The sequence below is a fragment of the Chryseobacterium sp. 14P4.3.2 genome (assembly GCF_057799275.1).
Genome location: NZ_JBYOKO010000002.1, coordinates 246,849 through 271,566 on the forward strand (window position 1 = coordinate 246,849; position 24,718 = coordinate 271,566).

General features: G+C 37.1%; 17 protein-coding genes. 7 read left to right on the forward strand and 10 right to left on the reverse strand.

Annotated features, from left to right (window positions below; genetic code table 11):
* Positions 1–8 precede the first annotated feature (8 nt).
* The 3 genes from AC27VX_RS04735 (at position 9) to AC27VX_RS04745 (ending at position 3,772) form a co-directional block, all read left to right on the forward strand.
* A complete protein-coding gene (locus AC27VX_RS04735; RefSeq protein ID WP_236859452.1) occupies positions 9–509 on the forward strand; it encodes a GNAT family N-acetyltransferase in 501 nt (166 codons plus the stop codon).
* Positions 510–540: 31 nt separating this feature from the next.
* Positions 541–1,659: an FAD-dependent monooxygenase gene (locus tag AC27VX_RS04740; RefSeq protein WP_300687392.1), complete on the forward strand. Its 1,119-nt coding sequence runs from the start codon at positions 541–543 to the stop codon at positions 1,657–1,659.
* 79 nt (positions 1,660–1,738) lie between these two features.
* Positions 1,739–3,772: a S9 family peptidase gene (locus AC27VX_RS04745; protein ID WP_236859454.1), complete on the forward strand. Its 2,034-nt coding sequence runs from the start codon at positions 1,739–1,741 to the stop codon at positions 3,770–3,772.
* 206 nt (positions 3,773–3,978) lie between these two features.
* On the opposite strand, the gene AC27VX_RS04750 is transcribed toward AC27VX_RS04745, so the two are convergent.
* The 8 genes from AC27VX_RS04750 to AC27VX_RS04785 all read right to left on the reverse strand — a co-directional run bounded on the left by AC27VX_RS04750 (position 3,979) and on the right by AC27VX_RS04785 (position 17,343).
* Positions 3,979–6,768, reverse strand: coding sequence for a multicopper oxidase domain-containing protein (locus AC27VX_RS04750; RefSeq protein WP_488694144.1), 2,790 nt, complete (start codon positions 6,766–6,768; stop codon positions 3,979–3,981).
* Positions 6,769–6,857: 89 nt separating this feature from the next.
* A complete protein-coding gene (locus AC27VX_RS04755) occupies positions 6,858–7,331 on the reverse strand; it encodes a DUF3347 domain-containing protein (protein ID WP_488694146.1) in 474 nt (157 codons plus the stop codon).
* Between the two features lie 121 nt (positions 7,332–7,452).
* The gene (locus tag AC27VX_RS04760; protein ID WP_236859456.1) at positions 7,453–7,833 is read right to left on the reverse strand and encodes an HYC_CC_PP family protein; all 381 of its coding nucleotides are present in this window, start codon (positions 7,831–7,833) and stop codon (positions 7,453–7,455) included.
* A gap of 186 nt (positions 7,834–8,019) precedes the next feature.
* Positions 8,020–10,263 carry a TonB-dependent receptor plug domain-containing protein gene (locus AC27VX_RS04765; RefSeq protein WP_236859457.1) on the reverse strand — a complete coding sequence of 748 codons (2,244 nt, stop codon included), beginning with the start codon at positions 10,261–10,263 and terminating at the stop codon, positions 8,020–8,022.
* Between the two features lie 43 nt (positions 10,264–10,306).
* On the reverse strand, positions 10,307–11,116 hold the full coding sequence (gene kdsA, locus AC27VX_RS04770) for a 3-deoxy-8-phosphooctulonate synthase (protein WP_076351837.1): 810 nt from the start codon (positions 11,114–11,116) through the stop codon (positions 10,307–10,309).
* A 530-nt stretch (positions 11,117–11,646) separates the two neighbouring features.
* Positions 11,647–12,177, reverse strand: coding sequence for a DUF1697 domain-containing protein (locus AC27VX_RS04775; RefSeq protein WP_488694149.1), 531 nt, complete (start codon positions 12,175–12,177; stop codon positions 11,647–11,649).
* 96 nt (positions 12,178–12,273) lie between these two features.
* Positions 12,274–13,767: a DUF8728 domain-containing protein gene (locus AC27VX_RS04780; protein ID WP_300687381.1), complete on the reverse strand. Its 1,494-nt coding sequence runs from the start codon at positions 13,765–13,767 to the stop codon at positions 12,274–12,276.
* Between the two features lie 90 nt (positions 13,768–13,857).
* A complete protein-coding gene (locus AC27VX_RS04785) occupies positions 13,858–17,343 on the reverse strand; it encodes a glycosyltransferase family 117 protein (protein ID WP_488694151.1) in 3,486 nt (1,161 codons plus the stop codon).
* 223 nt (positions 17,344–17,566) lie between these two features.
* Here AC27VX_RS04785 and AC27VX_RS04790 point away from each other — a divergent pair, with 223 nt between their 5' ends.
* The 4 genes from AC27VX_RS04790 to AC27VX_RS04805 all read left to right on the forward strand — a co-directional run bounded on the left by AC27VX_RS04790 (position 17,567) and on the right by AC27VX_RS04805 (position 23,254).
* Positions 17,567–18,604, forward strand: coding sequence for a PLP-dependent cysteine synthase family protein (locus AC27VX_RS04790; protein WP_300687377.1), 1,038 nt, complete (start codon positions 17,567–17,569; stop codon positions 18,602–18,604).
* 83 nt (positions 18,605–18,687) lie between these two features.
* Positions 18,688–19,959 (forward strand): aminotransferase class I/II-fold pyridoxal phosphate-dependent enzyme, encoded by a 1,272-nt coding sequence (locus tag AC27VX_RS04795; RefSeq protein ID WP_236859504.1) that lies wholly within the window; start codon positions 18,688–18,690, stop codon positions 19,957–19,959.
* 77 nt (positions 19,960–20,036) lie between these two features.
* The gene (locus tag AC27VX_RS04800; RefSeq protein WP_236854468.1) at positions 20,037–20,918 is read left to right on the forward strand and encodes a DMT family transporter; all 882 of its coding nucleotides are present in this window, start codon (positions 20,037–20,039) and stop codon (positions 20,916–20,918) included.
* A gap of 146 nt (positions 20,919–21,064) precedes the next feature.
* Positions 21,065–23,254 carry a B12-binding domain-containing radical SAM protein gene (locus tag AC27VX_RS04805; RefSeq protein WP_488694154.1) on the forward strand — a complete coding sequence of 730 codons (2,190 nt, stop codon included), beginning with the start codon at positions 21,065–21,067 and terminating at the stop codon, positions 23,252–23,254.
* Between the two features lie 273 nt (positions 23,255–23,527).
* Here the strand turns inward: AC27VX_RS04805 and AC27VX_RS04810 are convergent, their stop codons facing one another.
* On the reverse strand, positions 23,528–24,346 hold the full coding sequence (locus AC27VX_RS04810) for a hypothetical protein (RefSeq protein ID WP_488694156.1): 819 nt from the start codon (positions 24,344–24,346) through the stop codon (positions 23,528–23,530).
* A gap of 80 nt (positions 24,347–24,426) precedes the next feature.
* On the reverse strand, positions 24,427–24,708 hold the full coding sequence (locus AC27VX_RS04815; RefSeq protein ID WP_236854471.1) for a FoF1 ATP synthase subunit delta/epsilon: 282 nt from the start codon (positions 24,706–24,708) through the stop codon (positions 24,427–24,429).
* Positions 24,709–24,718: the final 10 nt, after the last annotated feature.

A 24,718-nucleotide genomic window follows, 5' to 3' on the forward strand; every position in this document is an offset into this window, starting at 1 on the left:
AAACACTTATGAAATATACTACAAAATGGCTCACTGATAAAGCACGTGTAAAAGAACTGGTAGACTTTTTTATCACCCATAAAACTGATTCCTATATTTCCCATGGCGAAATGATGTCCGGAAGAGCGATAGATTCTCATCACTGGAATCCAGATCTCGAAGTGATATTAACAGAGCAGCTCATTACAGATTTTAATTCTGACGGCAGTTCTAAACTGAATATTTTAATTGCAGAAAATGAGAACGGAGAGATTGTCGGAATGATGGTTTTCAATGTGATCAACAGCCCTTTTAAAAAGTATGCGATTTTAGAAGATATGCTGTTGGACCAGTCGGTACGCGGGCAGTCTCTTGGAAGCAAACTTTTGGAGAAAGCCATTCAGGCGTCTAAAGGCTGGAACATAAGCTTCATTTTACTGGAAAGCGGTGTGAACAATCATGGAGCCCATAATTTTTTCAGTAAATATGGTTTTAAAAAAGTATCAGAGAGCTATATTTTAGCGTTATAAGTTTTATATCAACAAGCATTGAATCAATCTCATGAATACCATTTCAATCATCGGAGCCGGAATTGGCGGACTTACATTAGGGAATGTTCTGAAGCAGCATCAGTATGATTTTACGATCTATGAATCTGCTCCGAAAATAAAACCTGTGGGAGCCGGAATAATGATGGCCGTTAATGCGATGCAGGTTTTTGACCAATTGGGATTGAAAGAAAAAATTGAGAATGCCGGAAATAAAATTCACAGAATTACAATAGCCAATGAAGCTTTAAAACCTATTTCCAAAACAGAGGTACTTGAACTTGAAAACCAGTACAATTCCTGTAATGTAGCCATCCACAGGGCCGATCTTCAGAAGATTCTGGCTGAAAACTTAAATCCTAATTCTATTAAGCTGGATCATTCTTTGGAAAAAATAGAGAAAAAGGAAAATTACGTCTTAGATTTTAAAAACGAAATTCAAATTGAAAGTAAAATAGTTTTTGGAGCGGATGGTATAAAGTCCCCTATCCGAAAGCAGATTTTAAAAACCGGAATTATCCGAAGCTCAGGCCAGAAATGCTGGCGTGGCCTGCTGGATTTTGATCTGCCGGAGAAATACCATCAGGAGGCCTTCGAAATATGGGGAAAAGGAAAACGGTTTGGCTTTGTCAAACTTTCTGACAAAAAAGTATACTGGTATGCATGTATCAATGAGAATAGCTTTGACAGCTCTTTAAAGTTACGGGATATTTATCATGATTTTGATCCTTTAATTTTAAATATTATTGAAGCCACTGTTGAAGAAAATCTGATATGTAATGACATTTCCGACCTCACTCCTATTCCAACATGGTATTCTGAAAACCTGTGCCTGATTGGTGATGCCGCACACGCCACGACTCCGAATATGGGACAGGGAGCCTGCCAGGCGATTGAAGATGCTTATATTATCGGAAGATTGCTGGAGAAAGACAGGGACTTTAATGCTGTTTTTGAAGCGTTTCAAAATGTAAGAAGGAAAAAGGTGGATTATATTGTCAGTACAAGCCGTAGTATTGGGAAATTTTCTCAATGGGAACGGGGAAATACACTGCGTAACTTCCTGATGAGTATGATTCCTGAGAGCATTCATCAAAAGATGGCAAGAAAAATTATAGAACTGGAAATGTAAAGCTTTGAAAAAATCACCATAAAAAAGAATATGTAAAAAAGTATAATCATCTATTCATCACAATCAAATAACAAATACTATGAAAAGAATTTTTTATGTACTGCTCTTATTGATAGGAGTTAATACGGCAAAAGCGCAGGAAGCTCCATTACTGGACAGGGGGTTATTCTTTGGAAACCCTGAAATTTCGGGAGGACAGCTGAGTCCCGATGGTAAATGGATCTCATTTACAAAAGAATACGGGGGAATCATGAACATCTGGGTAAAAAAGATTGATGAACCTTTTGAAAAAGCACGCCCATTAACAGACAGCAAGCGTCCGATTAATGCCTATTTCTGGTCAGAAGACGGAAAATACATCTTGTATGTAAAAGACAATAATGGCGATGAAAATATGAACGTTTTTGCGGTAGATCCTATGGCAAAAGCAACCAACGGAGTTCCCGCATCAAGAAATATAACACCTCTCAAAGAAGTGGCAGTCCAGATCTATCTGATAAGCAGAAAAGATCCTGACCAGCTGATGATAGGGCTCAACAACCGTGATAAAGCATGGCATGACTTATACTCACTGAAGATTTCTACCGGCGAACTGAAAAAAATCTATGAAAATAAAGATCGTATTACAGGGTATGACTTCGACTGGGATGAAAAATTGAGAGTTTTATCCAAAACAGACGATAAAGGAACTACGACCTTCTTTTATAAAGAGGGCGAGAAGCTAAGCCCTATCTATGAGACACTGGTAACTGAAAATGCATACATTACAAGCTGGAATGAAGATAATTCTAAATTCTACCTGGTGACTAATAAAGGAGACCTGGACAAGTCGGCATTATTCCTGATGGACCCAAAAACAAAGGAAATCACAAAAGTAGAAAGCGATCCTAAAGGCAAAGTAGATTTTGGAGGGTTATTTATGGACAGAAATACCAGAAAAATCATTTCCACTTCTTATACCGGAGATAAAACCGAATATTACTGGAAAGACAAAGCGTGGGAAGCCAACTATAAATTCTTACAAAGTAAATTCCCTGGAAGAGAGGTCAGCTTTGCCAGCTCAACGAATGATTATTCTAAATTTCTAGTCTCCGTAGGAGGTGATAAATATGCTTCCGAAGCTCATTTCTTTGATCCTAAAACCCAACAGCTTATTTTCCAGTATACTCCGAGAGCAGAACTGAAAAAAGTAGAAAAGTATCTGGCTCCTATGACTCCTGTCAGCTATAAAAGCAGCGATGGACTTGAAATTCCTGCTTATCTGACTCTACCCGTGGGGTCAACCGGAAAGAATGTTCCTGTAGTTGTTTTAGTTCACGGAGGCCCAAAAGGTCCCAGAGATTATTGGGGATATAACTCAGTAGTACAATTCTTAGCAAACAGAGGATACGCTGTATTACAGCCTAACTTCAGGGCAAGCGGAGGCTATGGTAAAAAGTTCCAGAACGGAGGAGACCTGCAATGGGGGAAACTGATGCAGGATGATATCACGTGGGGAGTAAAATATCTGATTGATCAGGGAATTGCTGATAAAAATAAGGTTGCCATTATGGGAGGAAGCTACGGTGGATACGCTACACTGGCAGGTCTTGCATTCACGCCCGATGTGTATGCTGCCGGAGTAGATATTGTAGGACCAAGCAACCTGTTTACCCTACTGGATTCAGTACCTGCGTATTGGGAATCCGGACGTGCTTTCCTATACGGAATGGTAGGTGACCCCAGAACTGAGGAGGGTAAGAAACTAATGCATGATGCAAGTCCCCTATTTAGTGTAGATAAAATCAATAAGCCATTGCTGATTGTTCAGGGTGCTAATGACCCCAGGGTAAAGCAGGCAGAAGCCGATCAGATTGTCATTGCACTTCGTGATAAAGGTAAAAAGGTTGACTATATTCTTGCTGATGATGAGGGCCACGGATTCCGCAAACCGGTTAACAGCATGGCTATGAATGCCGCAGCAGAAAAATTCCTTTCAGAAGTCATTGGAGGAAGGTATCAGAAAGAAATGCCTGAAAATGTGGCAAAACGTCTGAAAGAAATGACTGTTGATATAAAAAAGGTGACCTACACCCCAACAGAAAAGAAAAAAACTGCAGAAGCTTCTAAATAAGACATCTGATTTAAATAGAATAAAGCCATCTCAATATTGAGGTGGCTTTTGTTTTGATCCTCTTTATGTTTTGTAATTTTTTTAGACCACAGATTTTCACAGAATAACAAAGATGATTATAATTATTTACAGTTCTTTACAAATCATTGGGTTAAGAAAAAAGACTGCCTCAATGAGACAGTCTTTTTATATATAATGGATTTTAATTAATAGGTAAAAGTAAGGCCAGCACCCCATCCCATTTCGTTATCATAATTTCCTGAAAGAGATAACCATTTCTGAACGATATATCTCACTCCCGTAGAAAATTCACCATCTGAATTGACACTGAAGTTTCCTCTCAGCCTTCTGGAAAGCGGAATATCTTCTCTGCTCAACTCTAAAAGAACTTTCCCGTTTTGATCTACACTTGCGTCAGCAGTAATCAGCATAGGTAATACATACTGCATCCCGACAATGAATGCAAACTTGTTTTTTGAAGCTTTCTGCTGTCCAAACCAGGTCTTCTTACCATGAAAATCCATTCCCATATCTTCGGCCATCTTTCTTTCCATAATCTCATGATTTTTTTGAACTCTGACTCCTGCATAAGGCAGTGCCCATTGGAATTTCCCTAGGAATCTTCCCACTTTAGCGCTTCCTTCAAAATGATCAAAATTCCAGTTAGAATGAAACTCATTAAGATTCGCCCATCTTGGTCCGAACATCGTCATTGTTTCAGCATGTATCTTATTGCTTGCTACATCCAGCATCGCCATAGAACTGGTCATTTTATTATCCTGAATAAAGTTTTTCCATGCCAGTTTTCTGTTCGGAAGCTGTGGATTCGGTTTAGAATTTTCATAACTGAAAATTCTTCCCATTCCTGCCATCATATGATATAAGATATGACAGTGGAAAAACCAGTCACCATCCTGATTAGCCGCAAACTCTATCGTTACCGTTTCCATGGGCATAATATCTACCACATTTTTCAATGGCGAATATTCCCCTTTTGAATTAATCAGTCTGAAATCATGACCATGAAGGTGCATCGGGTGCCGCATCATAGAGTTATTATACATTTTAATTCTAAGGATCTCCCCTTTTTTGATCATGATCTTGTCCGTTTCTGTAACCGTTTTATTATCTAATGTCCACAGATAGTGGTTCATATTTCCTTCTAAAGTAAACTTTATCTCACGGATACTGTCTGTTGGAAGAATTGTTTTTTCCGGAGATTTTAAAATATTGTAAGACAGTCTTTTAATGGTTTTCTCCTCTTTCATATCCATCCCTGAATGCTGAGAGTGGTCCTCTTTTTTCTCTTCTTTACTCTTCACTCCCATCATCTCATTGATGTGCTTTGCAGTAGTTTTTCTTTGGTTTTCAGATAATTCCGGGTACATTACTTCGTTCATATCCATCATCTGATTACCCATTGTCATGTTCATCGGCTTCATATTCCCGCTCATTTCCATCATCCCGTTCATCATTTTCATTCCTTCAAAAAGCATCAGTCTTGGAAGATTGGGAGCTTCAACCTTTTCACCTGCTCCAAGCCAAAGTGAAGCATGCCCTATCCTGTCTTCTGAAGTCGCCCGGAACTCAAAGCTTTTATTCTCAGGTATAGTCACTTCAATATCATAGGTTTCTGAAACCCCTACTATCAAACGGTCAACTTCTATCGGAACTACATCATTACCATCATTTCCTACCACTTTTATTTTTCCGCCGCCGTAATTCAGCCAGAAATAAGTAGACGATCCGCCATTTGCCACTCTTAATCTCACTTTATCGCCCGCTTTTAAATTGGAATAGTCTGAGCTGGGAGTCCCGTTAATCAGGAATTTATCGTAATATACATCACTTACATCCATTGCTTCCATCCTTTTCCATTCATTTAAGGCTTTCGTTCCGAAATTTCCGGACTTGATAGCTTCCCAATAACTCTGTACAGCATTTTTTTTCACTGCATACCAGTCTGTATTGGCCATGTGAAGTCTTCGGGCGATCTGCATGGGATCATCATCACTCCAGTCTCCTAACAGTACAGGAATTTCAGCGTTATACTCGGTTTTTGGCTCTCCTTCTCTTTTTTTGAAAACCAGAATACCGTTCATTCCTATCTGCTCCTGCAGAGCTTCGTGAGAATGATACCAGTACGTTCCATTTTGAGATACTCTGAATTTATAAAGATGAGTTTCGCCCGGCTTTACAGGTTTAGTAGTAAGATACGGAACGCCATCCTGTTCATTTGGAAGAATGACGCCATGCCAGTGGAGTCCTGTGTTTTCCTTAAGCATATTGTGCAGGTAAATTTCAGCAGTATCTCCTTCCGTAAAATATAAAGTAGGAGCCTGAAGCTTTCCATTAATAGCGAGCGCTCTTCTGTTTTTTCCTGTAAAATTAACAATGGTATCTTTTACATACAGATCATAGCGAACTGTCTTTCCTCCAAAAGTAACTTTCCCGTTTTCAGAATTTCTTTTCAAAACAGACTTTTCTTCTTTCTGAGCTTCAGCTTTAGGCTGATAATTTTCTTTTTCAATAAGATCCATCCCGCATTTCGGGCAGTTTCCCGGTTGAGAGGAAATAACTTCCGGATGCATCGGGCAGGTATAAGAAGCTTTAGCCTGGGATTGAGGATTAGATGGGAATAAAATCTGTGATTTTTGAAGTATTGAAGGCTTTGTAATCTTAGCTTTACTAGGCTCCTGAGTCTTCTTTACTTTTTTTAAATCACTCTTTTTTTCAACTTTGGTTTTATTGATTTTTGTCTCTGCCGGTTTTATTTTGGGCTCTGTTTTGGGTACAGCTTTCACCTGTGGCTGAGCGGCTGCTTTAGGCTTTATAACCACCGTTTTCTTTACCAGAGTCATTTTACACTTCGGGCAGTCTCCTGGTTTTGGAGAGACTACTTCAGGGTGCATAGGACAGGTATAATACGTTTTTGCAGTTTGTGCGAAAGTAAAAACAGAGAATAAAAGAAGCAGAAACATTATTAGTTTTTTCATAATATTTCGAACTTTTTAGAAGCTGTATACCTTAAAGCTAATGATAACTCGAGGTATACAACTCATTATTTTAAAGAATAATACAATAATTATTTAATTTCTGACTTTACACTTCCGCAAGAAAGCATAGATTTCCCGTAGTAAGGGTTGACGATCTGCTTTTCGTCACTTAGCCAGTTGCCGTCTGCCATAGGGCAATACTGTACATAGACTGTTTTCTCAGAAACCTTGAACTCTTTGGTCAGCGCAATCATATTGTCTGAAAGATTTAAAAAAGTTTCTCTTTGCGCAGTTACATTTCTTGCGTCAGAAATTACAGAGGCATCTTTTCTAAGAACATTAAGATTTCCCTCAGAGACTAATTTATAATCAATGGTTGAAGCTGTTTTTATAAATTCGTTTGCTGCTTTTGAAGTTTTTTCAGCATCATCAGAAGCCAACGCTGATTTGATTGCGATGTAATTCTGATACAGTTTAGAAACCTGCGCATCCTTTTTAGACTGTGCTGAAAGTGAAATAATTGAGAATAGAGATAAGGCTGCTGTAATGATATACTTTTTCATTGTTTTAAATTTTAGAATTAATTTTTTATAAAGAATAATAAATAGGCAACGCATAGGTAAATGCGTCAGTGCATATCGTCTGCAGCAGTATTTTTACACTACCGGAAACGACTGACAGATTCTAAATTCTAAAATTACAATGATTGATGTAGATCGGTACCGGGCGGTATTCGGGCGGTGCATTGATCTGGATCTGAGTAAATTTCGTAGCCGAAAAAGATTTGTCAATATCCGTAAACTGATGTTTCACCGGAATTTCTGAGATTGCACTTAAAAAATCGATTTTAAGAAAATCAGACTTTTGGGAATCATCTACTTTTACTATTTTTATTTCTGTTTTGCAGCATCCTTTTTTATCTTTAACGCCGCATTTTCCGCAGATGTCATCTACTTTCTTACTCACAGAAACAAATTCTTTCATACAATAATGAACGCTGAAAGCTGCTCCGGAAGAAAACCCGAAGTAGAAAATAGAGAACAATATGGCAAGAATCTTTTTCATTGACAGGACAAAGTTAGAAATATCTATGAAACCGTTGTTATAAAATTTAGTATTGTTGTTATAAAATTCCGGAAAACAAAAAAGCTCTCGAATATTTTTCGGAAGCTTTTTCTATATTTTTATTTCTCACAGACTTAGGAGGCTGGGCAGATTTTATTCAATAGTATTGAAAAATCAAAGGCAGTTCTACAGTCTGAATTCCAGTTTTACATTAAAGAAACGTCCTGTAAGACGTACCGGAACCGGATACATATTAGTGGATGTAGAATTATAATCTGTGATCCACTGGTTGGCAACCGTATTGTTGATATTAAATGCGTTGAATACCTGAACGCCTAATGTCAGTTCCTCGAAGTTACCCCAGAAGCCGGATCTCTTGCTCTTCTCTTTCGGATCAATAAATACTTTTGTTAAACCGATATCCACTCTTTTATAAGACGGAAGTGTTTTCTGGTAATTGTATGCTGAAGTAAAATCAGGCTGTCCGTTACTGTTAAACATAACAGGCGCTCCCGTTGGAAGTCCCATTGCATATACCAGTGTAAGATTCACCCTCATAGAAGGGAATTGCGGCATATAATCCTGATAAAACATTGCAAATCTTAATCTCTGATCGGTAGGTCTCGGAATATCTCCTCTCCCATCAATGTTTTCATAAACTCTCGCATAACTTGCAGATAACCAAGAATCTACTCCGGGAACAAATTCACCGAACAATCTGGTATCAATACCGTATGCATATCCTTTAGAATTATTCTGTCCGGCATAACGAATCCTTACATTATCCATATAATATGGAATCAGGTTATCCATTTTCTTGTAATAAAGTTCCGTTGTCAGTTTAAACGGTCTGTCATACATCTGGAACTCGTAATCGTTGGCTAGAATTACCTGGATAGAGCGTTGTGATTTTATATTCGGGTTGAAATTACCATCAAGATCTTTGATTTCTTTGTAGAAAGGAGCCTGATAGTAGATACCTCCTGAAATTTTGAACAACATATCACTGTCCCAGTCCGGTTTTATGGCAAACTGAGCTCTTGGTGAGAATATGGTTTCTTTATTAAAACTCCAGTTGGCAACACGCACTCCGGCATTTACAAATACTTTACTGGCTCCCCAGTAAAATTTCTGTGAATACTGCGCATAAGCCGAAAGCCTCGTAGGTTCTATATTATTTTGTCCTGCAATATAATAAGCCAGCTTAAGGTCTCCTGTAGCTCCGGTTCTCGGATCAATGATTTCCGGTCTTGGAAGACTGTATCCTGCAGAGTCTACAAGTTTCCATTCGTTGGTAAGGTCTTTAAGGTTTTCTTTCTCGTATTTAAAGCCGACTTCGATATCGGTATTTATATTAGGAGAAAATTTAGCCCTGAACTGTGTTCCGTAAGTTCTTACAAATAAATCGTTTCTGGCATGCTCTATCTGCCCGCCAACGTCATAAGAAGCTACAGGCTCCTGAGTCTTAGGATCAAATGTCTGCAATTCATAGGCTGACTGTATGGTGTAATATTCTTTTTCTCTGTTCTGATAGGCAAAAGCATCCAACGTAAGCTTCCATTTGTCTGCAGGCTTATAGTTCATAGAAACTGTACCCATCATGTTCTTATACTGGTCATTCTCCTTACCTCCATATCCGATGTTAACGGTAATAGGCTGCTGAAGACTCCCGAAAGTAACACTCTTCTGCTTAGGAATCATTTCGTAATCATTCTTAGAATAATATCCTATGAATGATACAGAGAATTTGTCATTGACATGATAGTTAAGATAAGATTGGAAATCCCAATAGGTAGGGTTAAAATCCGTGTCTTCCTTTAAGGTATTAAGAACAAGATTAGTGTTTCTGTATCTTCCGGAAAATAAAGCGGTAAACTTTTTATTTTTAGAAGCCAGACCGGTTGTCAGTCTGCCCCCAATTAAGCTTGCTTCTCCCGAAACTTCAAATTTCTCGGGCTCACGGTAATAGATATTTAAAGCAGAAGACATTTTATCACCATACTTGGCTTCAAATCCTCCGGCAGAAAAATTCACACTGGAAACCATATCGGGATTAATGATACTCATCCCCTCCTGTTGAGAATTTCTGATCAGGAAAGGTCTGTAGATCTCAATATCATTAATGTAGATAAGGTTTTCATCATAGTTTCCACCACGAACCATGTATTGGGAAGACAGCTCAGTATTGGAGTTTACGGAAGGTAATGTTTTTAGCAACCCTTCAATTCCCCCATTAATAGAAGCTACTGCTTTAGCTTCTTTTGCTGAAATTCTTACATTGGTAAGGTCGTTGGTTCTTCCGGTTGTTTTTTTCTGGAAGACAACTTCCTCTATATCGGTCACTTTAGTGGTCACTGTATCCTTTTTCCTATGTTGGGAGAAAAGCAGTACAGGAACCATAAGGCTTAGCGGTAAAACTAGTTTTTTCAAAAGAAATATTTTAGAATTTCTAAAATTAATGTTTTTTTAACAATTACAAAATGGATTCTCTAATTCTTGTTAATTTTTGTAACAAATCTTCTAATAAATCAAGTCTTAACATATTAGCGCCATCAGATAATGCCGTTTCCGGTGTAGGATGTGTCTCAATAAAAATTCCGTCTGCTCCCACAGCAATTCCTGCTTTGGCAACAGTTTCTATAAGATCCGGTCTTCCTCCTGTAACTCCTGAGCTCTGGTTAGGCTGCTGTAATGAATGGGTAACATCCAAAATAACGGGAGCATATTCTCTCATCGTAGGAATTCCTCTGTAATCTACAATCAGGTCTGTATATCCGAAAGAATTTCCTCTTTCAATGATCGCTACCTTCTGATTATCAGAATCTGTCACTTTCTGAACGGCAAACTTCATGGATTCCGGAGAAAGAAACTGTCCTTTTTTCAGGGTAACACATTTACCTGTTTTTGCAGCTGCTACCAATAAATCGGTCTGACGTACAAGGAAAGCAGGAATTTGTAAAACATCCACATATTGTGCGGCCAGTGCGGCGTGTTCATTTTCATGAATATCCGTTGTGGTAGGAATATTGAACGTCTCTCCTACTTTTTTAAGGATCTCAAGAGATTTTTCTTCACCAATTGAGGTAAAAGAATCCACACGGCTTCTGTTGGCTTTCTTGAAGCTTCCTTTGAAAATATAAGGAATATTATACTTGTCTGTAATGTTTATAACTTTTTCAGCTATTCTAAGCGCCATATCTTCACCTTCAATAATACAAGGTCCTGCGATAAGGAAAAAGTTCTTTGAATCTTTGTGCTGAATATTATCTAAATACTGAATCATACTGTTGTCATTAAAAAGTTCAGTAAAAATACTGAGAAAGTTTCACAAATGGAAATTATTTGACGGGAATAGATGTAAGATTCGGGAACCGGAAGTCATAAAAGAGAAAGACAGAACGGAGATCTTATATTTCAAACTCTGGACAACAGCGACTTGGCATTGGGGAAGGATTTTTATCCTTTGTTTGGGGCTAGACTGTTTACTATAAATCCAAAATTATCTTTTCCGGATGTGATTACAGCAACAGATTATTGCTTTAGGGAGTTCTGAAGTGTCTCCAGGTACTTGGATAACGGTCTCCAGCCAGTTGCTCAACGGTATCGAGCCCCTTCTTAAGAGCCTCGAGGCACTTACCTAAGTACCTTTAGCCACTTACCTAAGGGGGCAGAGGGACTTCCGAAGACCCTCGGGACGGTTATATAACCAGGTCGAGGTACTTCCGAAAGGGGGTAAGTGAGTTTTGGAAGAATATTGCAGTCATGTCCGCAGTTTGAAAAGAGACTTTTTCTGCTATTCACAACCATAGATCGTCAGGCATTCATTTTCTTTAAAACCCTTTCAAATGTATTGATATTCCGGCTGGTGAACTGGTCTTTCAGGCTTTTCTTTCCTAAAACTTTTCCAAACACGGAATCTAATGTATTCCCTTTTGGAACCTTCCAGTAAAAAATATCGTTAACGATTTCAGCCCTTTCATTCTCAGCCTGAGCCGCTTTCTGAAACTCTTCCAGCAAAACTTTTTCTACCCCGGGAATTCCTACGAAAGCGTAAATATGAAATCCTTCATTGGTTTCAAAAGGAATACTGTTCCAGAAAACCTCTGTTTCTTCCTGAGATTTTATAAACAGAAAGGCTTCATAGGAAAAACGCTCTGACATTGCTTTTTCTAACAGTAACTTTAAATCTCCGGCATTTTTATCTGAAGAAAAAACAATATTTCCGGAGGCCAGAATAGACGTTACCCCGTCCATTCCGGCTTCTTTAAAAACCTGGCAGACATCAGCCATTTTCATGTTGGTTCCTTTTACGTTAACGCCGCGGAGAAAAGCACAGTATTTCATTTTTTCAGGGATTAGGTGTCATTAGAGGGTGTCAGAGAGGTATAACTATTGAAGATTAATCATAATTTTACCTCTCTGATTTTTTAATTTTTATTTTTAATCTACTCTTATGTATAAATTATAATCTGTTCCGGAAGGTTTCAGATGGTAGATTTTCTCTAAAATTTTGTTATCACTGTTCAGGTGGTCTTTCACTCTGAACTCTTTTAACAGTTTATAATGCGTCTGATAGTATTCAGAATCTGCATCATTTCCTTCGTAAAGATTTTTATAAGAAAGTAGGTATTTTGGTTTTCTGGCTTTTACGGTATTGATCCAGTAATTAACTTTATCTTTTTTGATCTCTTCCTGAATCTGCTTGTCTACCAGACCTACTTCATCAATTGTTTTTAATCCGGAAAAATAAGGTACATAGCCAGCAGGTTCCAGCAAAATCCACTGGTTTTTATCTTTTTCGTATTTATTTAAAAATAATCCGATTGTTCTTCTGTAGTTCCACTCACCATTTCCGGTAGCAATGCAGTGAATAGTCTGGAATGCCAGCATCGGAAGGATATAAAACAGAGTAAGCATAGACAGCCATAGGTTTCTCTTCTCTTTCTGCTCCAGTACAAAGATAAGAACCGGAACGAAAAGCAGAAGCTGCGGCACCCAGTAATACCAGTCGAACAGGCTTTTCTGAGAGATAAAAAGAATTTGTTTTGTCCATCCGAAAATAAAGATGATCCATAAAAAATAGTTTCTCTTCTGTCTCTGTCTGATTAGGTAAATGAAACAAAGAAGTTCAAAAATAAGGACAATGACGGTCACAGGATTGAAATCTCCCGGAAGCTTCAGCATTCCCCAGAAGTTCCCAAAACTTTTGAAAAAATAACCGATATGCTGTTGGAAAGTAAAGCTCTCTTCATACAGAAGCTTCTTTGCAGTGATGGTATTGTTCACCACTTCTCCGAAATAAAACCAGTTAAAAGCGACTGTAAGTACCCCTCCCAGAATACCTCCGAAAATATAATTCCATCTGATTTTTCTGTTCCAGAATATATCGACAAGAAATACAATTCCTAAGAATATAACTGTATCAATTCTTGTAAACATAATCAGAACCGGAAGAAGAGTCAGCACCCATTTCTTACCTTTATTGAACCCGTAATACAGCAATGCCATTTCGAGAAAAAACAGAATTCCGTATTCCATTCCAAGGATTGAAATCTTAATTGCCGGCGGCAGAATACCGACTAAAAATATGAAAGCAGCCTTATGCCAGGGGTTTCTAAGAACCAGATGAGACAGAAATAATGTCCCTATTGTAAACAGTATTGAATTGAAGATCAAAAGAGGTTCTATAAAATATTCTTTTCCAAAAACCAGATTAAAAATGTAGGACACAAAAACGTACAGATGTGTAGTGGACGCAGAAATTTTGGTATCTCCATTGAAACCTATTACTCCATAATCCAAAAGATTTTGTGCTACTCTCCAGGTGATAAATGCATCTTCCTGAATGTAGTGCGTCAGTAAAAAAAGAAGTTTAAAAAGAACCGTAACAATGACGGCATAGATTGGGAACCTGCTATTTTGTGTTTCGGGCATTCTGTATTTTTAATTCCACAAATATAATCTTAAAATTCAGGATTCCCAATAATAAAAAAACGGAACCGAAGTTCCGTTTTTAAAAGTATTTTATTTTGTTGCTTTGATAATCGCAGTGGTAATCTGATTTTCTTTTTCTTTCGAATAAGTAGAATCAAAAGGTTCCATTACATCAAATAGATACTGATAGAATGGCGTGATCTTTTGAACTTCTTCAGATTCTTTCATCGCTTTTTCTTTGCCCATCTGCTCAAGATCTTTTACAAAATCATTGAACTTCTTATCAATTGGCTCTATAGATTTTACCAGATAAGCATATGCTTTTTCTTTCTGTCCAATTTTAGTATAAGCATCTGTAACTGCTGAAACTACAAGAGAATATTCCATTGGTTTTGTTCTCATCTGTCTTCTCAGATAGCTTTGGTCAGCTTTAGAAAGGCTTTGGTAATAATCGTATTCTTCAAAGATTCCTTTTTTAAGCACTTCTGCAAGCTGAAGACCTTTCTGCTCCTGTCCTGCAATAATATATCCTGATACCATAGAGCTTAGTGAACGGGGATCATTGTATTTTTCAGCAGGAATTTCTTTTGCTGCAAGATCCAGAATTTCTATTGCTTTTGCTTTCTGTCCGCTTAATGCAAGTGCTGAAGCAGCTCTGCTTGCTGACATTCTGTAGCTGATAATATTAGAAGTAGCTGTTTCGTCAAAATGAGCATTCAGATCTTTAAAGTTCCCCCATCTGAAATTTTTCACCACATTATAAAGAGAATTGGCATCTACTCTTCCCATATCACCATCAGGTGTAGGCAGTGTCTGAATTGGAACTAATCTGTAACTGAAACCGTCAAACTGAAGATAATCGTTAAGATAGAAAATATTTTCACTGTCATAGATTCCTCCTGATGAAAAGTTGATTGGACGTTTCCAGTCGAAGTTCGCCAATAGGTCCATCAGGATCAGGTTATTTTTATAAAGAGTATTTCCTTTGTAAGTAATCATAATCTGATTGGCTACATTAGGAAGGTCTGCCTGATTAATGATCCCTGCTTTTAATGCATTTTCCTTATTTACAGGAAGGATGAATTTGTTTACAGGAAGGATGTTATATTTCTCATATTTCTCTTCTCCGAAGTACATTTTCAGTAGCTGATCTTTTTCAGGGGATTTGAACTTAATGAAGTTGATTGCTTCTTTCAATGTTAAAGAATCCTGTGTAAGATATTTTCTGAAATCCTTGAACTCCGTATCCGGAACTCCCTGTTCTTTCAACATAGAGAATACTCCTTCCCAGTCATCTTTCTTCATCATATAGATCTGGTCGTTTACACCATCTCTGTAATCTTCGTGTGTAAGCTGGCTAGGAATTCCCTTTGCATTGTAAGTTCTTCTTTTCACCTGATCAAGGTTCCAGGGTGTAGACGCAAGAGTAAAGTTTACTACCTTAACGTCATCTCTGAATCTTTCCGTTTCCTGGATTGCCCAAACCGGATAAGTATCGTTGTCACCGTAAACGAACAATATGCCATCTTTCGGTAATGATTTTAAAACTGAATAAGCATAATCATAGGCTGTATAACGGTTACTTCTGTCATGAACATTATAGTTCTGGAAGCCCATCATAAAAGGAACTCCTAATAATACAACTCCCAAAGCGATGTTAGCTCCGTTAGATTTTATTTTAGACTGTAAGAACCATAAAATAGCTCCCGCTCCCAGTCCGATCCAGATCGCAAAAGCGTAGAATGAACCTACCATTGCATAATCTCTTTCTCTAGGTTCGAAAGGTTTTACTCCTGTGTAAAAAACAATTCCCACACTGGTTATAATAAATAAGGACAGTAATGCATAGAATCTTCCAAAATCCCTGTTCAGCTGGAAAAAGAATCCGATCAATCCTAAAATCAATGGAAGGAAGAAGAAGGTTACTGTACTTTCATTTTTAAATTTAGCAGGCATTTTATCCTGATTTCCTACAATAGCATTATCAATGAAAGGGATACCGGAAATCCAGTTTCCTTTCGTACTTTCCATGTTTCCTTCAAGGTCGTTCTGTCTTCCTACAAAGTTCCACATCAGATATCTTACAAAATAATATCCGTTCTGGAAAGAAATGAAATAATCCATATTCTGAAGTAAAGAAGGCTTCTGTACGTTGATAAGATTGTAAGGTTTTACTTTCAGATAATCAGAAGCAGTAATCGACTTATCTTCATACTTCGCTCTCAGTTCATCAAAAATCTGCTTAGCCTGGGGATTGTCTGCCACATCTTCATTCGCATAATTGAATGTAAAATCAGGCGCTCCATACATTGAAATGTAGTTGGCCATTACATCTTTATCCTCGTTGAACATTCTTGGCATTAAGCTTACCTGAGACTTGTTGAATACATAATTGAATCGGTCTCCAGTTTTTCTGTACGTTCCGGTTTTTTCATCTTTTTCGTAGATTTCACCGGTCTTCTTTGTCTTAAAGCTTCCGTCTTCATTTTTTTCAATTCCGTTAGCATCAAGGAACGCGGTATAGTTTTGTCCGTAGATTGTAGGCCAGTCACCATACTGCTCTCTGTTGTAATAATCCAGCATACCAATTGCAGTATCCGGATCATTCAGGTTCATTGGCGGGTTAGCATTCGCTCTGATTGGGATTACCATCCAGCAAGAGAAACCAATAATCATATACACTACAGATAAAGCTATAGTCTGATATAGATTTCTTTTTGTTTTTCTGGCATATCTGATAATGAAATAGCTAAGGGCAGCCATCAGAATGAACGCTACAATTGTTCCTGAGTGGAAAGGAAGTCCAAGACCGTTTACAAAGAATATTTCCAGTCTTCCGAACATCGTCATGATCAGAGGGAAAATAATTTTGAAAACAATGATCAGAATCGCCAGCGTAATCAGATTAGCGATGATGAAATTTTTCCATGTAAACTTGTAGTTTCTTGCGTAATATACAAGACATACCATAGGAGTTGCCAGCATACACATCATGTGTACCCCAACAGAAAGTCCTAAAACGAAGAAAATAAGGATAATCCATCTTTCACTGTCTGCTGCCTGATACTCATTTTCCCATTTCGTAATCAACCAGACCAAAAGAGCGATAAACATTGAAGCCATTGAGTAAACTTCACCTTCTACCGCAGAAAACCAGAATGTATCTGAGAATGTAAAGCAAAGTGCTCCAACTGCTCCTGCAAATAAAATGGAGATTTCCTGATGTTTAGTAATTTCTTCAAAATCCTTGTTTAAAAGTCTTCTCACAAAATGAGTGATCGTCCAAAACAAAAATAAAATAGTCAGCGCACTGAACAATGCAGACATCGCGTTGATCACGATGGAGTAATTCTCGCCTTTCCCTAATGCAAAAATGGCTGCCACGGCACCCACTATCTGGAATAAAGCCGCTCCTGGAGCGTGCGTTACTTCAAGCTTTACTGCAGAAGAAATGTACTCTCCACAATCCCAAAAACTGAAATTGGGTTCTATTGTGGACAAGTACGTGAAAAACGCAATGACGAAAATCACCCATCCTGAAACGGTGTTCCATTGCCTAAAAGTCCAATTTTTCATAGTATTAAATCAATTATGCGAAAATAAGGCTTTTATCTTATTTTATGCGGGTTTTAACAAATTTTAAAAATTTTGGCGTGGTATTTGCGACCATAGAGATGTTAAAACTGAAAATACGAAAATTTTTTTTTACCTGAACACGCCCTAGAAATCAAACAAAAGTTTAGTAATTATTTATTTTTTTGTATTTTTGCAGTCAGATTTTTATTGAAAATAACAAATAATGAGTAATGTTTACGATAATATCCTTGGCCTGATAGGAAACACCCCTATGGTGAAGCTAAATACTGTTACAAAAGATATTCCAGCAACCGTTTATGCCAAGTTAGAATCATATAATCCTGGACATTCCACCAAAGACCGAATCGCACTTCATATTATAGAGAACGCAGAGATAAAAGGTTTTTTAAAAGAAGATTCTGTAGTTGTAGAAACTACTTCCGGAAATACAGGGTTTTCTATTGCGATGGTATGTATCATCAAAGGATATAAATGTATTCTTGCAGTAAGTGATAAAACCAAACCTGAGAAAATCGCTTATCTGAAAGCATTGGGAGCTACGGTGTATATCTGTCCTGCCAATGTACCTGCAGATGATCCGAGATCATATTATGAAGTAGCTAAAAGAATTGCCCGGGAAACACCTAATTCCATTTACATCAATCAATACTTTAACGAGCTGAATATTGATGCCCACTATCAGACCACAGGTCCTGAAATCTGGGAACAGACAGAAGGTAAGATCACTCACCTTTTTGCCTGTACCGGAACTGGAGGTACGTTATCCGGTTCAGCAAAGTTTTTGAAAGAAAAAAATCCGGATATTAAAATTATCGGAGTGGATGCGGATGGCTCTATCTTGAAGAGCTTTCATGAAACAGGAGAAATTCACAAGGAAGATGTACATCCATATCAGATTGAAGGAATGGGGAAAAACCTGATCCCTTCTGCCCTTCTTTTCGATAAGGTAGATGAATTTGTAAGGGTAAATGATGAAATGGCAGCTTACAGAACCCGAGAGATTGCTTTGAAGGAAGCTATCATGGGAGGATATACCACCGGAGCGGTTACTCAGGGATTAATGCAGTATGCACAATCTCATGAGCTGACGGCAAACGATATGATTGTCCTGATCTATCCTGATCATGGTTCAAGATACATCACTAAAGTGTACAGCGATAAATGGATGGCAGAACAAGGGTTTGTCAACAATTGTGTTCACAATTATGACGAAGTCTTCAAGACTGAGTTTATCAAATAAGAATATATAAATCACAATATAAATCAAGCCTTTTGCGTGTTCTACAAAAAAGGCTTTTTTACTTAAAATTACGATATAAAATGTTGGATATTTTTGAAAGAATAAAAGAAAATCCAGGACCTCTTGGACAATTTGCAGATTATGGTGAAGGCTATTTTATTTTCCCAAGATTGGAAGGGCCTATCGGTCCAAGGATGCAGTTCCAAGGTAGAGAGGTAATTTTCTGGAGTGCCAATGATTATTTAGGATTATGTAATCATCCTGAAGTAAAGCAGGCAGATGCTGATGCTGCTGCAGAATACGGAATGTTTTATCCGATGGGAGCAAGAGCAATGTCTGGAGAAACGGAGCAGCACCTTCAGTTAGAAAAAGAATTGGCAGACTTTGTACAAAAAGAATCAGCATATTTATTGAATTTCGGTTACCAGGGGATGGTTTCTACCATTGATGCTTTGGTAAGTAGAAATGATGTAATTGTTTATGATATGGATTCTCATGCTTGTATTGTAGATGGAGTAAGACTTCACTCAGGTAAAAGATTTACCTACAAGCACAACGATATGGAAAGTCTTGAGAAAAACCTTCAGAGGGCTACCAAAGTGGCTGAAGAAACAGGAGGAGGAATTCTTGTCATTACCGAAGGGGTTTTCGGAATGAGAGGTCAGCAGGGAAAACTGAAAGAGATCTGCGACCTTAAATCAAAATATAATTTCAGACTTTTGGTAGATGATGCCCATGGATTCGGAACCCTTGGTAAAACAGGAGCCGGAGCTGGTGAAGAGCAGGACTGCCAGGATCAGATAGATGTATATTTCTCAACTTTTGCTAAATCTATGGCAGGTTTCGGAGCGTTCCTTGCAGGTGACAAAGAAATCATCAGATATCTGAAGTTCAACCTTAGATCTCAGATTTTTGCTAAATCTCTTACAATGCCAATGGTAATAGGAGGATTGAAAAGATTGGAGCTGTTGAGAACAAGACCTGAAATCAAAGCTAAACTTTGGGAAAATGTTTATAAGTTACAAAACGGACTAAGAGACAGAGGCTTCAACATTGGAGATACCAATACCTGTGTAACTCCTGTAATGATGCAGGGAACTCCGGTGGAGGCTACTCTGCTGGTAAAAGATCTTAGAGAAAACTACGGTATATTTACTTCCGTAGTCGTCTATCCGGTCATTCCAAAAGGAATGATTCTCTTAAGACTAATTCCTACTGCTTCTCATACAGATTCAGAGATTAATGAAACTCTGGCCGCATTTGAAGCTATTCATGATAAACTAGTAAGTGGTTACTATAAAGAACAGGAACAACTGTTACTACAGGAACAGGGATTAAGTTTTAAACCGATTTAATCTTAAAAATAGAAAAAACCACTGATTGACTCAGTGGTTTTTTTGTTTATAAACACATTAAAATTATAAAAAAACAAGTGAAACTTAGAGGTTACCTGCTTGGGATTCTGTCTGCCGTTTCCTATGGGCTGATTCCAATTTTTATTCTGCCTGTCAAGCAGGCTCATTTTTCTATGGATATAACTCTGTTTTACAGGTTTTTCATTTCTGCCTTAATGGTTGGCGGTTATCTTCTGTATTCCGGAGAAAGTTTTAAGATCAGTAAAAAAGAAGCGTTCATATTAGCTGTTCTTGGAATCTGCTATGCTTTCTCTTCGGAGTTTTTGTTTTTAGGATATGATTTTCTCTCTGCAGGAATTGCTTCTACTGTTTTATTTATTTATCCCGTCATTGTAGCATTGATTATGTTTTTCTTTTTTAAAGAGAAACTTACGAAACTATCCGTTGCTTCTCTTCTTCTTGCTTTTGTGGGAGTTATTATTTTATGTTTAAAAGGCAATGGCTTCGAGATTAATTTTGCAGGATTGGGAATTGTAATGCTCAGTTCGCTTTTTTATGCACTTTATATGGTGATTGTAAGCAAGTCCAATATTAAGGTTTCCGGATTTAAGCTATCTTTTTATTCGATGCTCTTTACCTCTTTATTTTTCATGACAAAAGCCGGAATGACGAGAGAATCTTTTGCTATTCCTTCCCTATCTCTTTTTTTTAGTCTTACAACATTTGCTTTTCTTACAACGGTAATTTCCAGCTTGTGCCTGGTATTTGCTATTAAAAATATCGGCTCTACACCGGTAGCAATTTTAGGAGCTTTAGAACCAGTTGTTGCTGTATTTATCAGTGTACTCATGTTCCATGAAAAGTTTACTTATAATCTTTTGATCGGGATTTCCTTCATTCTTTTGGGAGTAAGTCTTAACGTTATCGGAGACCGGAAAAAAGTAAGCCCTGTCCATTAAAACTGCTATTTGATCGATATGAGTATTGTAAAAGACAGGCTGGTAAATGATCCTGCTATTCTTAACGAATTTTTCTCCCTGTTTATAATCAGGGCAAAAAATTTTTTTCTAAAAAAACTTTAGAATAACTTTGCAAAAAATTTCTGTTGAAAGACCTGCTTCTTATTACTCCGCCTTTTACCCAGCTCAATACTCCTTATCCTGCAACAGCGTATATCAAAGGTTTTTTGAACACCAAAGATATTTCCAGCTATCAGATTGATTTGGGAATAGATGTCATTTTAGAGTTATTTTCAAAAGGAGGATTACAAAAGGTTTTCAATAAAGAAATTGATCTTCAGAATATTTCTGAAAATTCTCAGAGGATTTATGCATTACGAGATGAATATTTAAAAACCATCGATCAGGTAATTCCTTTCTTACAAGGAAAAAGCCCAACATTGGCCCGACAGATCTGCAGTATGAATTTTCTCCCTGAAGCCTCCCGTTTCAATCAATTGGATGATATGGAATTTGCTTTCGGAAATATGGGTTTACAGGATAAAGCAAAACATCTGTCAACCCTTTATTTAGAAGATATCTCAGATTATATTGTTGAAAATATTGATGCTGATTTCGGTTTCAGCAGGTATGCAGAGCGACTGGGGAAAAGTGCAAATTCTTTTGACGAATTGTACTCCAAACTATCTGGTGAGCAAACATTTATAGATGCATTTACATTAAAAATTCTAGGTGAAAAAATAGAATTGGTGCAGCCTAAATTGGTTTGTTTTTCAGTTCCGTTTCCCGGAAATCTGTATTCCAGTTTCAAATGCGCCCAGTTTATAAAAAAGCATTATCCCCACATTAAAATTGCAATGGGAGGAGGCTTTCCCAATACAGAACTAAGAGAGGTTAAAGATAAAAGAGTATTTGAATTTTTCGACTTTATTACCTTAGACGATGGAGAACTTCCGCTTGATCTTCTCTGCCAAAGTTTAGAAATTTCAACAGAAGAAGCTGAATTTAAAAGGACATTCTTAATCGAAAATCAGGAAGTAGTTTATAAAAACAATTCCAAAAAACACGACTATAAACAAGTTGATGTAGGAACTCCGGATTATACAGATCTGAAACTGGATCAGTATATTTCTGTTATTGAAATTGCCAATCCAATGCACAGTTTATGGAGTGACGGAAGGTGGAATAAGCTTACTATGGCTCATGGGTGCTACTGGGGTAAATGTACTTTCTGTGATATTTCTTTAGATTATATTAAAATATATGAGCCTATCTCTGCAAAAATTCTTGTAGACCGAATTGAAGAATTGATCAAAACAACAGGAGAAACCGGATTCCATTTTGTAGATGAAGCAGCACCTCCTGCATTGATGAGAGAAGTTGCACTGGAAATTCTCCGAAGAAATCTGGTTGTTACCTGGTGGACCAATATTCGTTTTGAAAAAAGCTTTACACGAGATCTTTGTTATCTCCTGAAACTTTCCGGATGTGTTGCCGTTTCCGGAGGACTTGAAGTTGCCAGCGACCGATTGTTAAAATTAATAGATAAAGGAGTATCTGTAGAACAGGTTGCCAATGTTACAAGAAATTTTACAGAAGCAGGAATTATGGTTCATGCTTACCTTATGTATGGCTACCCTACCCAAACCGTTCAGGAAACAGTAGACTCTATGGAAATGATTCGCCAGATGTTTGAGATGGGAATTCTTCAAAGTGGATTCTGGCACCAGTTTGCCATGACTGCACATTCCCCGGTTGGTATAAGCCCTGAAGACTTTGGAGTAATTCCCGTGAAACAGGAAATACAGTTTGCGAACAACGACATAGACTTCAAAGATAAAACCGGAATCGATCATAATAAATTCAGCATAGGATTAAAAAAATCTCTTTTCAATTATATGCATGGAGTTAATTTTGAAATGTCTCTTCAGGAATGGTTTGATTTTAAAATTCCAAGAACAACTATTCATCCCGACTATATTCATGATTGTCTATTGGAAGATGCTCAGTTTAATTTCAAAGGAAATTCAAAAGTGATCTTTTTGACCAAAAACGTAATCGCTGAGAATCGCATAAAAAATAAAAAGAAACATTCTGGTACGTACACCGTTCTTACATTCCACTTAAAAACCAATATTGTAAAGGTTGAACTGGAAGAAGACAAAGCAACATGGCTGATGGGCATATTAGATGAAAACTCTATAGAGAATCATAAGAAGCCTACAGTTCAGCAACTTAAGAATAAATTTGAAGAAAATTTTGAAGATTTTGAGCTGTTCTGGTTTTCAAAACCTATGCAGCAATTGAAGGAAAATGGCGTAATTTTGAGTTTGTAAAATTTTTCGTTTTTTTCTCAGGAATTTTTAAAATTTCATGAATTTGGCTGTTTTTTAGAAAAAAAACAGATTTTTGAAAATTACCGAACTTTTATCAATTAAGAAAATTCCCACTTGCCATTTCCGAAAAATATAGAACATAATTTCTATTGTGATCAATTTTGGTTAAACACAATTTTACATAAGCTTCTAAAATAGCAAATAAACATACTCTTTATCATCCCGAAGAAATACAGAAGATTAAGACTTTTGTTTCTTATTGAAGATATTCTATTAATTAGGAGTATCCTTTGAAACAGGTCCTACCGATACTTTTTCCTGAATTTTAATAAAATTAGGATCCATAATAGCCATACGCTCTGCAATAGCTTTATAAGTAGGATATTTTAGAATGGATGCTCTTCCTGACATCTCTCTGTAAAGTGTAAAGCTTTTTCCTCCTGCTGTTTTCAGCTGTTTTGTAGTGGTAATATATCTTCCGATTAATTTACTTTTAGCATCATAAATTTCAATATCTATAAAAGTTTTGTCCATGATTGTATCATCTGAACCAAAACTTACAGGTAAATTGGTAAAGTAACCTACCGGAACACCATTACTCAGAATCTCACCAACCTTATTGACTTCAATATTCATTTTATCAATCTTCTTTCTGATAGCATAAGCTTCTTTGGTCTTGTTGTCAAGTTTCCTTTTTGGAACATTTGAGAAAATTTCATCAAGGTTTTTTACATTGATTCCTTTATTATCAATTATTTTAAGGTCTTTCACGGAAGTAAAAACCGCTGATTTCTCTTCTCCGGAAAATGCAGAAGGTGATGAGTAATCCAGTTCTATAGTCTTGTCTCTATTATAAACTCTATTGATACTAATATAGCTGTCTCTCACTGAATCTACAATACTTCTATCAATGAATTTTATTGTATAGAGCGGGGTTTCCTTTAAATCCATAAACGTATATTCGCTGGATTTATTAGAGAGTTTGGCTACGGGAATTCCGTCTACATTAATAATTCCTCTTCTGGTCTTAATATTCTGGGCATGGAGAAAAACTCCCAGCACTGTAAAGAATATGATTATACTTTTCTTCATAGAATCAGACTTTTACATAAAATAAAAAAGTGTAACACAAAGTTACACTTTCTTGAAAATATATTTAGCTTTTCATTTAATTATTCACAAAGGATAATTCCTTTATTATGATTAAATTCTACAACACCGCTTTTGATAGAGTAAGAAAAAACAGAGTCTTTCCCACCTTCTGCAGTAAAGTTTTTAGCAAAAGCATCATCAATTGAGTTAGCGAAAAGCTTTACTTTACCACCTACTAAAGAAGAAACGATTCCTGCGTGGTTTTTCATGATGTGAAATTCACCATTTTTCCCAGGCAATAATACTGAGTTTACTTCTCCTTCAAAAACTACGTATTCTGGTGTTAAAATTTTTATATTCATTTTAATTTAG

Coding starts and splice junctions, on each gene's coding strand:
- AC27VX_RS04735 (WP_236859452.1), top strand. CDS start 9: ATGAAATATACTACAAAATGGCTCACTGATAAAGCACGTGTAAAAGAA.
- AC27VX_RS04755 (WP_488694146.1), bottom strand. CDS start 7,331: ATGAAAAAGTATATCATTACAGCAGCCTTATCTCTATTCTCAATTATT.
- AC27VX_RS04760 (WP_236859456.1), bottom strand. CDS start 7,833: ATGAAAAAGATTCTTGCCATATTGTTCTCTATTTTCTACTTCGGGTTT.
- AC27VX_RS04745 (WP_236859454.1), top strand. CDS start 1,739: ATGAAAAGAATTTTTTATGTACTGCTCTTATTGATAGGAGTTAATACG.
- AC27VX_RS04785 (WP_488694151.1), bottom strand. CDS start 17,343: ATGAAAAATTGGACTTTTAGGCAATGGAACACCGTTTCAGGATGGGTG.
- AC27VX_RS04790 (WP_300687377.1), top strand. CDS start 17,567: ATGAGTAATGTTTACGATAATATCCTTGGCCTGATAGGAAACACCCCT.
- kdsA (WP_076351837.1), bottom strand. CDS start 11,116: ATGATTCAGTATTTAGATAATATTCAGCACAAAGATTCAAAGAACTTT.
- AC27VX_RS04810 (WP_488694156.1), bottom strand. CDS start 24,346: ATGAAGAAAAGTATAATCATATTCTTTACAGTGCTGGGAGTTTTTCTC.
- AC27VX_RS04740 (WP_300687392.1), top strand. CDS start 541: ATGAATACCATTTCAATCATCGGAGCCGGAATTGGCGGACTTACATTA.
- AC27VX_RS04815 (WP_236854471.1), bottom strand. CDS start 24,708: ATGAATATAAAAATTTTAACACCAGAATACGTAGTTTTTGAAGGAGAA.
- AC27VX_RS04750 (WP_488694144.1), bottom strand. CDS start 6,768: ATGAAAAAACTAATAATGTTTCTGCTTCTTTTATTCTCTGTTTTTACT.
- AC27VX_RS04775 (WP_488694149.1), bottom strand. CDS start 12,177: ATGAAATACTGTGCTTTTCTCCGCGGCGTTAACGTAAAAGGAACCAAC.
- AC27VX_RS04780 (WP_300687381.1), bottom strand. CDS start 13,767: ATGCCCGAAACACAAAATAGCAGGTTCCCAATCTATGCCGTCATTGTT.